The 13,290-nt window shown below is 66.0% G+C and carries 12 protein-coding genes; 10 read left to right on the forward strand and 2 right to left on the reverse strand.

All coding sequences use genetic code 11. The features are described 5' to 3' along the window. Positions 1-33 precede the first annotated feature (33 nt). The 4 genes from thiL to lon all read left to right on the forward strand — a co-directional run bounded on the left by thiL (position 34) and on the right by lon (position 5,400). Positions 34-1,053: a thiamine-phosphate kinase gene (thiL, locus tag P1P91_RS06120; protein WP_311885258.1), complete on the forward strand. Its 1,020-nt coding sequence runs from the start codon at positions 34-36 to the stop codon at positions 1,051-1,053. Continuing rightward, positions 1,050-1,523: a phosphatidylglycerophosphatase A family protein gene (locus P1P91_RS06125; RefSeq protein WP_311885260.1), complete on the forward strand. Its 474-nt coding sequence runs from the start codon at positions 1,050-1,052 to the stop codon at positions 1,521-1,523. Before thiL ends, P1P91_RS06125 begins: the two co-directional genes overlap by 4 nt. Before the next feature lie 40 nt (positions 1,524-1,563). Further along, on the forward strand, positions 1,564-2,811 hold the full coding sequence (locus P1P91_RS06130; RefSeq protein WP_311885261.1) for a DUF945 family protein: 1,248 nt from the start codon (positions 1,564-1,566) through the stop codon (positions 2,809-2,811). Positions 2,812-2,904: 93 nt separating this feature from the next. Then, positions 2,905-5,400, forward strand: coding sequence for an endopeptidase La (lon, locus tag P1P91_RS06135; RefSeq protein ID WP_311885262.1), 2,496 nt, complete (start codon positions 2,905-2,907; stop codon positions 5,398-5,400). Positions 5,401-5,492: 92 nt separating this feature from the next. Here lon and nudE read toward each other — a convergent pair whose 3' ends face one another. Next, entirely contained in the window at positions 5,493-6,086 is a 594-nt protein-coding gene (gene nudE / locus P1P91_RS06140; protein ID WP_311885263.1) for an ADP compounds hydrolase NudE, read from the reverse strand. A gap of 219 nt (positions 6,087-6,305) precedes the next feature. Between nudE and yrfG the strand changes: the two genes are divergently transcribed. From yrfG to hslO, 3 genes are read left to right on the forward strand one after another with little or no spacing between them, the layout of a single operon-like run. Further along, on the forward strand, positions 6,306-6,995 hold the full coding sequence (yrfG, locus tag P1P91_RS06145) for a GMP/IMP nucleotidase (protein ID WP_311885264.1): 690 nt from the start codon (positions 6,306-6,308) through the stop codon (positions 6,993-6,995). Next, positions 6,988-7,377 carry a ribosome-associated heat shock protein Hsp15 gene (gene hslR / locus P1P91_RS06150; RefSeq protein WP_311885266.1) on the forward strand — a complete coding sequence of 130 codons (390 nt, stop codon included), beginning with the start codon at positions 6,988-6,990 and terminating at the stop codon, positions 7,375-7,377. Before yrfG ends, hslR begins: the two co-directional genes overlap by 8 nt. 45 nt (positions 7,378-7,422) lie before the next feature. Beyond that, the gene (gene hslO, locus P1P91_RS06155; RefSeq protein ID WP_311885268.1) at positions 7,423-8,301 is read left to right on the forward strand and encodes an Hsp33 family molecular chaperone HslO; all 879 of its coding nucleotides are present in this window, start codon (positions 7,423-7,425) and stop codon (positions 8,299-8,301) included. A gap of 289 nt (positions 8,302-8,590) precedes the next feature. Here hslO and P1P91_RS06160 read toward each other — a convergent pair whose 3' ends face one another. Next, positions 8,591-8,731, reverse strand: a complete 141-nt coding sequence (locus tag P1P91_RS06160) for a hypothetical protein (protein ID WP_311885270.1) — start codon at positions 8,729-8,731, stop codon at positions 8,591-8,593. A gap of 71 nt (positions 8,732-8,802) precedes the next feature. Here P1P91_RS06160 and iscB point away from each other — a divergent pair, with 71 nt between their 5' ends. From iscB to P1P91_RS06175, 3 genes are all read left to right on the forward strand, one after another. After that, positions 8,803-10,170 (forward strand): RNA-guided endonuclease IscB, encoded by a 1,368-nt coding sequence (gene iscB, locus P1P91_RS06165; protein WP_311885271.1) that lies wholly within the window; start codon positions 8,803-8,805, stop codon positions 10,168-10,170. Between the two features lie 70 nt (positions 10,171-10,240). Then, positions 10,241-10,738 (forward strand): peptide-methionine (R)-S-oxide reductase MsrB, encoded by a 498-nt coding sequence (gene msrB, locus P1P91_RS06170; RefSeq protein WP_311885274.1) that lies wholly within the window; start codon positions 10,241-10,243, stop codon positions 10,736-10,738. Positions 10,739-10,830: 92 nt separating this feature from the next. Continuing rightward, positions 10,831-13,218, forward strand: a complete 2,388-nt coding sequence (locus P1P91_RS06175) for a Tex family protein (protein WP_311885275.1) — start codon at positions 10,831-10,833, stop codon at positions 13,216-13,218. The last annotated feature ends 72 nt before the right edge of the window (positions 13,219-13,290 follow it).

Raw genomic sequence — 13,290 nt, forward strand, 5'->3', positions numbered from 1 at the left:
TTCGAGGTGCCACTTCCTGTTTAAGAGGCCGTTGTGCTTGCCGAATTCGACCTGATCCGACGCTATTTCACGCCCGGCGGTACTGCCGGGGCAGAAAGCCGCGGCATGACGCTGGGGGTGGGCGACGATGCCAGCCTGCTCTTGCCCCGGTCGGGCCATGAACTGGCCGTCAGCGTCGATACTTCGGTGGTGGACGTTCACTTTCCCGGGGACGCCCCGGCGCGCGCCTTGGGCCACCGGGCGCTGGCGGTGGCGGTGAGCGACCTGGCGGCCATGGGCGCGCGGGGGCGCTTTTGCTGGATGGCGCTGACCCTGGACGCCCAGCGCCTGGCCGACGAACATGCCGCCGAGGCGTGGCTTGCCGGCTATGCCCGCGGCTTCATGGACGGCTGCGCGCGCTGGGAAACGGCGCTTGCCGGGGGCGACGTGACCTCGGGGCGGCTTGCCATCAGCGTCACGGTGATGGGGGAGGTTCCGGCCGGCCAGGCGCTCAGGCGCAGCGGGGCGCGGGTGGGCGATGTCGTCGCCGTGACCGGGGCGCTGGGCGGCGGTGCCGGCGGGCTTGAGCTGTGGCAGCGCGGCGAGCGCGACCTTGATCACCCTCTGCTGCGCCGCTACCTGCTGCCCGAGCCGGCGCTTGAGGCCGGTATGGCGCTGCGCGGGCTGGCCTCCAGCGCCATGGACATTTCCGACGGCCTGCTGGCGGATCTGGGCCATATCCGCTGCGCTTCCGGCGTCGACGCGGTGCTGAAAGTTGACGCGCTGCCGCTCGCCGACGGCCTGGGCGCCGCGCTGGGCGCCGATGAGGCCCGCCGGGCGGCGCTTTCCGGCGGCGACGACTACGAGCTTCTGGTCACGCTGCCGCCGGCGAATCTCGCCCGGGCGCAGCAGGCGCTTGAGGCCGCGGGCATCGCCCTGACGGCCATCGGCCGCTGCGTGGCGCCGGGAGAGGGGCAAAACGCCGCCGAGATTCTCGAGACCGCCACCGGCGGCCGGCGCGGCTGGCAGCACTTTACCTCACCGGACCCGGCGCCGACGGAGCCACCCCGATGAATCGCGCCCCGGCCAGCGTCTGGCGGCGCCCGACCCACTTTTTCGCCTTCGGGCTGGGTAGCGGCACCATGCCCTGGGCGCCGGGCACTTTCGGCACCCTGGCGGCCATTCCCTTTTATTGGCTGATGGCCGATCTCAGCCAGGGCTGGTATCTGGGCATCGTGCTGGTGGCCTTCGCCATCGGCGTCTGGCTGTGCGACAAAACCTCCCACGACCTGGGGGTGCACGACCATTCGGGGATCGTCTGGGACGAGTTTGTCGGCTACTGGATCACCATGACGGCGGTGCCGTTTTCCTGGGAAGCCGCGCTCTGGGGCTTTGTGGTATTTCGCGTTTTCGATGTCTTCAAACCCTGGCCGATCCGCTGGGCGGACCGCCGGGTCGCCGGGGGCTTTGGCATCATGATCGATGACGTCATGGCCGGGCTCTATGCCTGGAGCTCCATGCACCTGTGGTTCTGGCTGCATTAGCGGCCCCGGGTGGCAAGCGGTTTAGGCCTGAGGAAGCGTGATGCGTAAAGAGCGCCTGATAGTGCCCGTGCTGGCGGTGCTGGCGATTGCCTGGCTGGTGGCCCAGCTGGTTTCCAGCGTGCTGTTCGAGCGCAGCCTGAGCCAGGCGCTTTCCGACCTCCAGGCCCGCGGGGAGTGGCGAGTCAAGCGGGTGGAAAACGACGCCGGCTGGCTGAGTTCCGAGGGGCGTATCCTGCTGTCGCCGCTGCTGGGCCGCCCCTGGCGGCTGGAGCTTGACTATGACGTGCGTCACGGCATTTTATCCAGCGAGATCACCGGCACCCTGCGCCCGCGGCTGGACGGCACGCTGCAAAAGGCCGTGGGCGAAGTCGGTGCTACCGCCGCCCCGCGCCTGAACGGGCGCTATCACACCTACAGCGGGCGCTATGAAATGCGCGTGGCGCTGGCTCCGCTGACCATCACCCAGCACGGGCGCGAGCTTGCCGTGCGCGGTGCCCGGGTCAAGCTGCGCGGCGTTTACGGCGACTGGCGCCTGGCGGCCGAGCTCGACGAGCTTTCCCTGACGGATCACGGCGCCCGCCTTGCCCTGGGGCCGGCCACCCTGGAAAGCCGCTATACCTATATCGACGAAGCCTACCACTTCAACCAGCACGATAAATTGCGCATCGAGGCGCTGAGCCTTGACCACCCCGACCTGGCGCTTGAGTCCGCGCCGCTGGTGCTGCATACCGACATGGCGCTCGACGAGCGCGAGCTGCGCATTGACGGCGAGCTCATCCTCGACAACGTCTGGCTGGCGGAGGAGGCGCCGGATACGCCGGCGCTCCACGGCCGAATCGCGGGGACGCTGTCGCGCCTGGATGCCGACGCCGTGCGGCGCATCTTTGCCCGGCTGCGCCAGGATGCCGCCCGGGGCGACGCCGACATGCCCGTGGCCGACGACGCGCTCGAGCGCCTTTCGCCGCTGCTGCGCCAGGTACTGAGCGAGGCGCCGCGGCTGGACATCGAGGAAATTGCGCTGACCAGTCCCCTGCTGGATATCGCCATGGAGGCCGACGGCGCGCTGTTCTTTGATGCCCGCAAGATCGACGACCTGGATCTGGCCCGGCTCGACGAACCCGAGATGCAGGCGCGCTTTTTACGGCGGCTGAACGGCGACATTACCTGGCGCGACGCGCCGGCCGTCGCCGCGCTGTGGCTGGGCCTGCCGCTTGGCGAACGCGAGCTGACGTTTGACCTGATCCGGGGCGACTGGCGGGTCAACGGCCGCCCGCTGCCGGACTGGTAACGCAGGGGAAGGCTTGAAGTTTGGCTCCGGCGCCCGCATTCCCTTAGCAACCGCCCGGCAGCTACATCGCCGGCTTTTGTTAACGGAGGGTGCATGAGCGACCAGGACTATAGCGACCAGGGCTTTGACCGCGACGACCAGGCTCCCCAGTGGGAAGCGCACGACGAGACCACGGCGTACGAAGATGCCGGCGATGAGCTTGACAGCGAGCACCGCTCCGACGGCGAGCGTGCCCATAACCTTGTGCCGGCCGGCGAAGCGCTGCCCGAGCGCATCTATCTGCTGCCCATCAACAACCGGCCGTTTTTCCCCGCCCAGGTACAGCCGTTGCTGATCAACCGCGAGCGCTGGGAAGAAACCATGCAGCGGGTGGCCAACACGCCGCACCACACCATCGGCGTCGCCTTTGTCGGCGACGGCGATGACGGCGACGAGGCGCCCGGGGAAGAGGACTTTCCCGAGATCGGCACCGCCGTCAGGGTGCACAAGCTCAAGGCCGAAGATCACCAGATCCAGTTTATCGCCCAGGGCATGCAGCGCTTTCGTATCCGGCGCTGGCTGTCGAAGAAGCCGCCGTACCTGGTCGAGGTGAGCTATCCCAGGGAGCCGGTGGACAGTGAAGACGAGGAAACCCGCGCCTGGGCCATGGCGATCATCAACGGCATCAAGGAGCTGTTGCCGATCAATCCGCTCTACGGCGAGGAGCTCAAGCACTATCTCAACCGCTTCAGCCCCAACCAGCCCGGGCCGCTGACCGACTTTGCCGCGGCGATCACCTCGGCCAAGGGGCCCGAGCTGCAGGATGTGCTGGCGACGCTGTCGGTGATCGAGCGCATGCAGAAGGTGCTGCCGCTGCTGCGCAAGGAAATTGACGTGGCTCAGCTGCAAAACGAGATCAGCGAGCAGGTCAACGCCAAGATGCAGGAGCATCAGCGCGAGTTCTTCCTTCGCGAGCAGCTCAAGGTCATTCAGCGCGAGCTGGGGATTTCCAAGGACGACCGTGAAAACGACGTCGATACCTTCCGCGCCCGCCTTGAAGGGCTCACCGTGCCCGAGCGCGTCCAGGAGCGCATCGACGAGGAAATGGGCAAGCTCAGCGTGCTGGAAACCGGCTCGCCGGAATACGGCACCACGCGCAACTACCTGGACTGGCTGACCAGCCTGCCCTGGGGGATCACCAGCGACGACAGGCTGGATCTGGACCACGCCAGGAAGGTGCTCAACCGCGACCACGACGGGCTTGAAGAGGTCAAGGAGCGCATCGTCGAGTTTCTCGCCGAAGGCACCTTCAAGGGCGACGTCGGCGGCTCGATTCTGCTGCTGGTGGGGCCGCCGGGGGTGGGCAAGACCTCGGTGGGCCGTTCCATCGCCGACGCGCTGGGCCGCAAGTTCTACCGCTTCTCGGTCGGCGGCATGCGCGACGAGGCTGAAATCAAGGGCCACCGGCGCACCTACATCGGCGCCATGCCGGGCAAGTTTGTCCAGGCATTCAAGGAAGTCGAGGTGGAAAACCCGGTGATCATGCTCGACGAGATCGACAAGCTCGGGCAGTCGTTCCAGGGGGACCCGGCCTCGGCGCTGCTGGAAGTGCTCGACCCCGAGCAGAACGTGGACTTCCTCGATCACTACCTCGACGTGCGCATGGACCTGTCCAAGGTGCTGTTCGTGTGCACCGCCAACACCGTGGATTCCATTCCCCGGGCGCTGTTGGACCGCACGGAGCAGATTCGGCTCTCCGGCTATATCGCCGAGGAGAAGGTCGCCATTGCCAAGCATCATCTCTGGCCCAAGCTGCTCAAGCGCAACAATCTGCCCAAAAAGCGCATCAACCTGACCGACGCGGCGCTCAAGCAGGTGATCGAAGGCTACGCCCGGGAAGCCGGCGTGCGCCAGCTGGAAAAGCAGCTCCACCGTATCGTGCGCAAGGCGTCGGTAAAGCTGCTGGAAAGCGACCAGGAAGAGGGCGAGAGCACGGTCAAGGTCTCGGTGAAAAACCTTGAGGACTTTCTCGGGGCGCCACTGTTCCGCAAGGAGAAGGTGCTCAAGGGGGAAGGCGTGGTCACCGGGCTTGCCTGGACCTCCATGGGCGGGGCCACGCTACCGGTGGAGGCCACCCGGGTGCACGGGCTGGAGCGCGGCTTCAAGCTCACCGGCAAGCTGGGCGAGGTGATGCAGGAGTCTGCCAATATCGCCTACAGCTATACGCTGGGACACCTGAAGGAAAACGGCGCGCCGGAGGGCTTTTTCGACGCCTCCTTTGTCCACCTGCACGTGCCCGAAGGCGCCACGCCCAAGGACGGCCCCTCTGCCGGGGTGACCATGACCACAGCGCTTCTGTCCATGGCCAGGCGTCAGCCCATCGGCCGGCCGCTGGCGATGACCGGCGAGCTGACGCTGACCGGCCAGGTGCTGCCGGTGGGCGGTATCCGCGAAAAAATCATCGCCGCGCGCCGCAGCAGCATTTACGAAGTCGTGCTGCCGGCGGCCAACCGCCAGGACTATAACGAGCTGCCCGAGTTTCTCCGCGAGGGCATGACGGTCCACTTTGCCGACCGCTACCGCGACGTGGCCAAGGCCGTGTTTCAGTAGCGCCCGGGCTTTCGTGACGGGCGGTCAACGCCGGGGGCTGCCGGCCAGGCGGCCCCTTTTTCTGGCGGTTCGGCAAGCGCTGACGCAGGCCGTTACGGCACCAGCCCTTGGCGCTCGGCGCGCACCCGGTCCCGGGCAATGTAGAGCGCGGCGATGGCGCGGGCTTCGTGGAAGTCGTCCCGGGCGAGCAGGGTGTCGATGTCGTCGAGCGGCTGGCTTTCTACCACCAGCGGTTCGGGCTCGTCGCCGGGCAGGCGCTTGTCATAGAGATCGGTGGCCAGCAGCACGTTCATCCGGTGGCGCATGTAGTTGGGCGCCAGCGACAGCTCGCACAGCGGCTCGATGTGGCGAGCGCCCACGCCGCACTCTTCCATCAGCTCGCGGTTGGCAGCGGTCTCGGCGTCTTCGCCGGGGTCGATGAGCCCCTTGGGCAGCGTGAGCACGTAGTCTTCAAACCCGGCGGCGTATTCCCGGATCAGCAGCACGCTTTCCGGGTCGGGCATGGCGACGATCATCACCGCGCCGCTGCCCTTGCCGCCCAGGCGCTCGAACTGGCGCTCTTCGCCGTTGGAAAAACGCAGGTCAAGGGCCTCGACCCGAAACAAACGGCTTTGGGCAACGGGCGTGCAGGAGAGTATCTGCGGCCTTTGCCCGTGGGGTGGGGCGAGATAATGGTTCGCTGACATGCTGTCTCCGTGGCAGAGCAGGGGTGCGTCCCCCTGGCTGAATGGGTTGCGACCGGTGAACGCGGATCGGCACTCGTGGGCCAGCGGTCGTTGAGGCATCATCGATAGTCTACAATAGCACGCCTGGCCGGGCCGGCGCAGGCAAGCCCTGACCCGTTGCCCAGAGCCGCGGGCCCCGGCGCGGGAAGCGTCAGAGAACAGCACGCAAGAGGAGCGGCGATGATACCTTGGCAGACCATTGATACCGTACTGCTGGACATGGACGGCACGCTGCTGGATTTGCACTTTGACAGTCATTTCTGGCTTGAGCATCTGCCGCGCCGCTATGTGGAGCTGCACCAGCTCGACGAAGCGTCCCAGCGCGAACTTGAAGCCCGCATTGTCGGCGAACAGGGCACGCTCGACTGGTATAGCCTGGCCTACTGGCGCCGGGAGCTTGACGTGGATATCGTCGCGCTCAAGCGTGAGGTGCAGCACCTGATTGGCCTGCGCGGCGATGCCCTGGATTTTCTCCGCTGGCTGAAGATCGCCCACCCCAGGGTGGTATTGGCGACCAACGCCGACCGCGAAAGTCTCGAGCTCAAACTGCCGCTGACCGGCCTTGAGCCCTACCTGGATGCGATTGTGTCGTCTCAGGATCTGGGCGCGGCCAAGGAAGAGCAGGCTTTCTGGCACGCGCTCAGGGCCCGCGAGCCGTTCGACCCGGCGCGGACGCTGTTCATCGACGACAATCCGCGGGTGCTGGAAAGCGCCAAAACGTTCGGCATCTGCCATCTGCTGGGTATCAAGCAGCCGGACAGCCGGCGCCCGGAGCGGGAGCTGCAGACCTTTACCGCGCTTGGCCGCTTTGCCGAGATCTATCCCGCCGAGGTGCCGGAAACCGCAATGAAGGAGGGTTTTCATGGCTGATAGCGTACGTCTGGACAAGTGGCTGTGGGCGGCGCGCTTTTTCAAAACCCGCCAGCTGGCGAAAAAAGCCATCGAGGGCGGCAAGGTGCACTACGACGGCGGCCGGGCCAAAACCAGCAAGCCGGTGGAGCTGGACGCGCTGATTCGCATTCCCCAAGGGTATGATATCTACGAGGTCCGCGTGACCGGGCTTTCCGACCAGCGCCGGGGAGCGCCGGAAGCCAGAAAGCTCTACGAAGAGACCGCGGAAAGCGCCGAGCGCCGGGCGCGCGAGCTGGAAGCCCGGCGGCTGGGCCAGCAGGTCATGCAGCATCCGCACCGGCGGCCGGATAAAAAGCAGCGCCGCGAAATCAAGCAGTTCCAGCGTAACCAGGGCGGCTAATCCTCGCGCCGGCCGCGATTTCTTCTTTGCAGGTGACCGCACAACATGAATGACCAGATACAACGCTTTTTGTTTGACAACACCAACGTGCGCGGCGAAATCGTCACGCTGGAGAAAGCCTACGGCGACGTACTCAGCCGCCACGCCTACCCCCCGGCGGTGAACGCGCTGCTGGGCGAGCTGCTGGCCGCGGTGGCGCTATTGACCGATACCGTCAAGCTCGACGGCGTGATGAGCCTTGAGGTGCGCGGCGAGGGGGCGCTTTCGCTGCTGATGGCCGAATCCAACCCCGGCGGCGAGCTGCGCGCCATTGCCCGGGTTGCCGAAGACGCCGCGCTGCCCGAAGCCGATACTGAGTTTCGCGAGCTGGTGGGTGAAGGTCAGATCGTGATTACCCTGGACCCGCGCGAAGGCAACCGCTATCAGGGCGTGGTCGCGCTGGATCACCCGACCCTGGCCGAGTGCCTGGAGGCCTACTTCAGCCAGTCCGAACAGCTGCCCACCCGGCTGTGGCTTGCGGCCGACGGCAAGCGCGCCGGCGGGCTTTTGCTTCAGCGCCTGCCCCACGAAGCGCAAAATCAGGACGTGGACGCCTGGGAGCGCAGCGCCAAGCTGGCCGAGACAATCAAGCCTGACGAGCTTTTAGGCCTTGAGCAACGCCAGGTGCTCTACCGGCTCTACCACGAAGAAACCGTGCGCGTTTTCGAGCCCAAGGCGCTGTACTTTGGCTGCACCTGCTCCCGGGAGCGCATGGCCGACGGGCTTTTGACCCTGGGCGCCGAGGAGCTGCGCGATATCGTCAAGGAGCAGGGCGCCATCGATACCCAGTGCCACTTCTGCCATTCGAGCTACCGCTATACCGCCGCCGACGTGGAAGCGCTGCTCTCGGGTGACCCGGATGCCCCATCGCCCACGGTGCACTAGCGGCAGGCCTGCAGCCTGCGTCGCCCGGTAAACCGGCCTCCCACAAAATCAGCCGACCACGGAGCCTGTGGGAGGGCGGCTGTGCCGCGCGACGGTGGTGGCTGGATATTAAAAAGACCAATGGTTGTACGTTGGCTTTTTTTATTGGATTTTCTGTACAAGGGTGGTGTTACTATGCTGGCAGATGGACTCGAAAACCCTGAGGAGGTCTGCCGTCAGCTACCTCTCCCTGAAGGGAGAGGCTTGTGAAAGCAAGCCCGGCTGACCAGGGAAAGCGGTAGTCAACCCGCTACGCTGGTAACAGGTCGCCAAGACCCACCCCGCCGTGCTTCCTCAGCGGCGGGCTCTGGAAGGTCAGGATCATGCTGGCGCAAGGTAAAACGCCGAAGGTCTTGATCGCTGCCGTCAGGCAGGAGCCGGTTATCGACATTCCCGAGGGGAGACGGATCGAACGATCCGCGACACCAGGCCCGTAAGGGCATTAACACAGGAGAAAATCGCATGGCGGTTTTCGTATTGGACAAACAGAAACGGCCCCTGATGCCGTGCAGCGAGAAGCGCGCCCGGTTGTTGCTGGAACGCGGTCGCGCTGTGGTGCATAAGCGCTATCCGTTCACGATCCGGCTCAAGGATCGGGTGGATGGTGACACCCAGCCGCTGCGACTCGGCATCGACCCCGGCAGCAAGACCACCGGGCTGGCGTTAGTGCGCGAGGATGCCGAGGATCGTCACGTGCTGTGCCTGTTCGATCTTGTCCATCGTGGCTTTCAGATTCGCAAGGCGCTGGAGCAGCGCCGAGCCTTTCGTCGCCGTCGTCGCCGTCAGAACCTGCGCTACCGGGCGCCACGCTTCAACAACCGCACCCGACCCAAGGGCTGGCTGGCTCCCAGCCTGCGGCACCGTGTCGATACCATCACGGCTTGGGTGAACCGGCTGACTCGTCTGGCGCCGGTCACTGCCATCAGTCAGGAGTTGGTGCGCTTCGATACGCAGAAGCTGGACAACCCGGAGATCAGCGGTGTCGAGTACCAGCAGGGCTCGCTGCTCGGCTACGAGGTGCGCGAATACCTGCTGGAAAAGTGGGGGCGCGAGTGCGCCTACTGTGGTGATACCGACACCCCACTGGAAGTCGAGCATGTGGTACCTCGTGCTCACGGTGGCTCGCACCGCGTCAGTAACCTGACGCTGGCCTGCCACGCCTGCAACCAGGGCAAGGGCAACGGCACGCTGGACACTTTCTTCACCACCGACAAGGGGCTCAAGAAGCGACTCAAGGCTAACAACCTGTCGGCGGATGCTCGACAGGAGCGCGTGCAATGTGAGCTCAAGCGCCCGCTGCGGGATGCCAGCGCCGTCAACGCGACCCGTTGGGTGCTGTTCGGTGCTCTCAAGGCCACCGGTCTGCCGGTGACAGCAGGTAGCGGCGGGCGCACCAAGTACAACCGCCAGCGCCTCGGCATTCCCAAGACCCACGCCCTGGACGCCGCCTGTGTCGGCCCAATGGACGCCCTGCACCATTGGCAGGTGCCGACGCTGACGATCAAGGCCACCGGACGCGGCAGCTATCAACGCACCCGATTGAACCGGCACGGTTTCCCGCGTGGCTATCTGATGCGGCAGAAGCAGGTGCACGGTTTTCAGACCGGCGACATGGTGAAAGCCATCGTGCCCACCGGCAAGAAGGCCGGCATCCATACGGGCCGTGTCGCTGTGCGTAAAACAGGCAGCTTCAACATTCAGACCGAGCAGGGGGCGGTGCAAGGCATCTCGCACAAGCACTGCTTGCTGATCCAACGCGGTGATGGCTACGGCTACCGCCTCACCTCATCCATTCAACCAAAGGGAGGAGCGGGGCAGACGGTGGCGTAACAGGTCGCTCTGCGGGCGACGCGCTATCCCTCCCGGCACTGAAAGTACCGGGTATCCCGCGCAAAATCTGATGAAACGCCGCCATTTTCTCGGTCTTGCCGGCCTGACCGGCGTCGCCGGCGCGCTGCCCGGTGTGTCGTTCGGCTACCCAAGCGTTGATCTGAGCGCGTCCGGCGATATCGAGCCGCTCGAGCTGACCCAGGACGAGTGGCGCGAGCGCCTCTCGCCCAAGGCCTACAAGGTGCTTCGGGAAAACGACACCGAACCGGCCTTTTCCAGCCCGCTGGACGACGAAACCCGGGAGGGCGAGTTCCGCTGCGCCGGGTGCGATCTGGTGCTGTTTGAAAGCGCCATGAAGTACGATTCCGGCACCGGCTGGCCGAGCTTTTTCAGACACGTCGAAGGGCACCTGCTCAGCAAGCTGGACTTCAGCATGATCTGGCCACGCACCGAATACCACTGCGCGCGCTGCGGCGGCCACCAGGGGCACGTGTTTGAAGACGGCCCCGAGCCCACCGGCCTGCGCTGGTGCAACAACGGCCTGGCGCTGCGCTTCGAGCCTGCCTAGGCACCGTTTGTTGCGCGGCTGCCGGAAGCGGGGCGCGGACGAGTGTGGTACCTTGTGGCCCTCTTCATTGCTGCATGAGTTAGTTGCGATATATGAATGTCAATCAGCGTATTATGGAACGCTTGGCCGATGAGCTGGGCGTTCGCACGGCTCAGGTAGCCGCCACGGTAGGCCTGCTGGACGAGGGCGCCACGGTGCCCTTTATCGCCCGCTACCGTAAGGAAGTTACCGGGGCGCTGGACGATACTCAGCTGCGGCGCCTTGATGAGCGCCTGCGCTACCTGCGCGAGCTGGAAGAGCGTCGCGAGGCGGTGATCGCCACGATTGACGAACAGGGCAAGCTCACCTCGGCGCTTGCCGCTGACCTGAACGCCGCCGATACGAAGCAGCGTCTGGAAGACCTGTACCGCCCGTACCGGAAAAAGCGTCGCACCAAGGCTCAGATGGCCCGGGAGGCCGGCCTGGAGCCGCTGGCCGACGCGCTGCTGGCTGACCCCAGGCTCGATCCCGAGCGCGAAGCCGCTGCCTACCTGCGCCCGGCCGAGGGCGAAACCCCGGCGGTGGAGGACGCCAGGGCGGCGCTCGACGGCGCCAAGCAGATCCTGATGGAGCGCTTTGCCGAAGACGCCGAGCTCATCGGCCGGCTGCGCGAGCGGCTGTGGCGGGACGGCGAGCTCTCCGCTCGGGTGCTCGAGGGCCAGGAGCGCGAGGGCGCCAAGTTTGCCGACTATTTCGAGCACGACGAGGCGCTTGCCAAGGTGCCGTCCCACCGGGCGCTGGCGATGTTTCGCGGGCGCAACGAAGGCGTGCTGAGCCTGGCGATCCGCCTGCCCGGCGAAGACGAGGCGCCGATTCATCCGGCCCAGCTGGCCATTGCCAGGCAGGCAGGCATCAAGCTTGTACCGGCGGATAAGGCAGGCCCCGAAGGCCAAAGCCCTGGAGAAAGGTGGCTCGCCGAAGTCGTGCGCTGGACCTGGCGGGTGAAGCTCTACACCTCGCTGGAAACCGAGCTTCTGGGGCAGCTGCGCGAGCAGGCCGAGCTCACCGCTATCGAGGTGTTCGCCGCCAATCTGAAAGACCTTTTGCTGGCCGCGCCGGCGGGCCCCAAGGTAACGCTTGCCATTGACCCGGGCCTGCGTACCGGCTGCAAGGTGGCGGTGGTGGACGCCACCGGGCAGTTTCTGGCCCACACCACGATCTATCCCCACGCGCCGCAGAACCGCTGGCGCGAGTCCCTGGACGAGCTGGCTCGCCTGGTCAGGGAGCACGGCGTGGCGCTGATCGCCGTGGGCAACGGCACCGCCAGCCGCGAGACCGACAGGCTCGCCGGCGAGCTGGTCAAGGCGATGGCGGCCTCGCAGCCGCTGAGCAAGGTGATGGTGTCCGAAGCCGGGGCCTCGGTGTATTCGGCCTCGGAGTACGCCTCCCGGGAGCTTCCCGACCTCGACGTCACCGTGCGCGGCGCGGTGTCCATCGCCCGCCGCCTGCAGGACCCGCTGGCGGAGCTGGTCAAGATCGAGCCCAAGTCCATCGGCGTGGGGCAGTACCAGCACGACGTCTCCCAGCTGCAGCTGTCCAAAAGTCTCGAGGCGGTGATCGAGGACTGCGTGAACGCCGTGGGCGTGGACTTGAACACCGCCTCGAGCGCCTTGCTTTCCCGGGTGGCGGGGCTGTCCGCCACGCTCGCCGACAATATCGTCGCCGAGCGCAACCGCCGCGGCGCCTTCAATAGCCGCCAGGCGCTGCTGGAAGTCAACCGCCTGGGGCCGAAGACGTTCGAGCAGTGCGCCGGGTTTTTGCGCGTCACCGGCGGCGACAACCCGCTGGACGCCAGCGCCGTGCACCCCGAGGCCTATCCGTTGGCGGAGCGTATTGCCGGCCAGACCGGACGCGAGCTGAAAGGGCTGATCGGCGACAGCGCCACTCTCAAGGCGCTCGACCCTGCCGACTTCGCCGACGAGCGCTTTGGCGTGCCCACGGTCAGCGACATTCTCGCCGAGCTGGACAAGCCCGGCCGCGATCCGCGCCCGGAGTTCAAGGCCGCGGCGTTCCGCGAGGGCGTGGAAAGCCTGAACGACCTTGAGCCGGGCATGGTGCTGGAGGGCAGCGTGACCAACGTGACTCACTTCGGCGCCTTTGTGGATATCGGCGTGCATCAGGACGGGCTGGTGCATATCTCGGCGCTTTCCCACCGCTTTGTGGAAGACCCGCGCAGCGTGGTCAAGGCCGGCGATATCGTCCAGGTGAAAGTCATGAACGTGGACATACCGCGCAAGCGCATCGGGCTGTCCATGCGCCTGGACGACCAGCCCGAGGCGGACAGGGCCGCCGGTGCCAGTAGCGGCGCCCCGGGCACGGCCGACGGCAAGGCAGGGGCAAACAAGACCCGGCGCCGCAAGCGCGGCGGCAAGGCCGAGAGCCACGACGCCGACGTGGGGGCGCTGGGCGCTGCGCTGTTAAAGGCTCGCGGCGATAAATAGGCCCGCTTGAATATCGTTAGCCGGGCATCATATCTTACGCGTAAACGTTTTGGGCTGTGCCCCGGTGGCACA

Source organism: Halomonas piscis (assembly GCF_031886125.1).
Lineage (GTDB): Bacteria > Pseudomonadota > Gammaproteobacteria > Pseudomonadales > Halomonadaceae > Vreelandella > Vreelandella piscis.

What these genes read in the sequence shown, in the direction of transcription:
- P1P91_RS06125 (WP_311885260.1), top strand. Translation starts at nt 1,050, where the DNA reads ATGAATCGCGCCCCGGCCAGCGTCTGGCGGCGCCCGACCCACTTTTTC.
- P1P91_RS06130 (WP_311885261.1), top strand. Translation starts at nt 1,564, where the DNA reads ATGCGTAAAGAGCGCCTGATAGTGCCCGTGCTGGCGGTGCTGGCGATT.
- lon (WP_311885262.1), top strand. Translation starts at nt 2,905, where the DNA reads ATGAGCGACCAGGACTATAGCGACCAGGGCTTTGACCGCGACGACCAG.
- nudE (WP_311885263.1), bottom strand. Translation starts at nt 6,086, where the DNA reads ATGTCAGCGAACCATTATCTCGCCCCACCCCACGGGCAAAGGCCGCAG.
- yrfG (WP_311885264.1), top strand. Translation starts at nt 6,306, where the DNA reads ATGATACCTTGGCAGACCATTGATACCGTACTGCTGGACATGGACGGC.
- hslR (WP_311885266.1), top strand. Translation starts at nt 6,988, where the DNA reads ATGGCTGATAGCGTACGTCTGGACAAGTGGCTGTGGGCGGCGCGCTTT.
- hslO (WP_311885268.1), top strand. Translation starts at nt 7,423, where the DNA reads ATGAATGACCAGATACAACGCTTTTTGTTTGACAACACCAACGTGCGC.
- P1P91_RS06160 (WP_311885270.1), bottom strand. Translation starts at nt 8,731, where the DNA reads ATGTCGATAACCGGCTCCTGCCTGACGGCAGCGATCAAGACCTTCGGC.
- iscB (WP_311885271.1), top strand. Translation starts at nt 8,803, where the DNA reads ATGGCGGTTTTCGTATTGGACAAACAGAAACGGCCCCTGATGCCGTGC.
- msrB (WP_311885274.1), top strand. Translation starts at nt 10,241, where the DNA reads ATGAAACGCCGCCATTTTCTCGGTCTTGCCGGCCTGACCGGCGTCGCC.
- P1P91_RS06175 (WP_311885275.1), top strand. Translation starts at nt 10,831, where the DNA reads ATGAATGTCAATCAGCGTATTATGGAACGCTTGGCCGATGAGCTGGGC.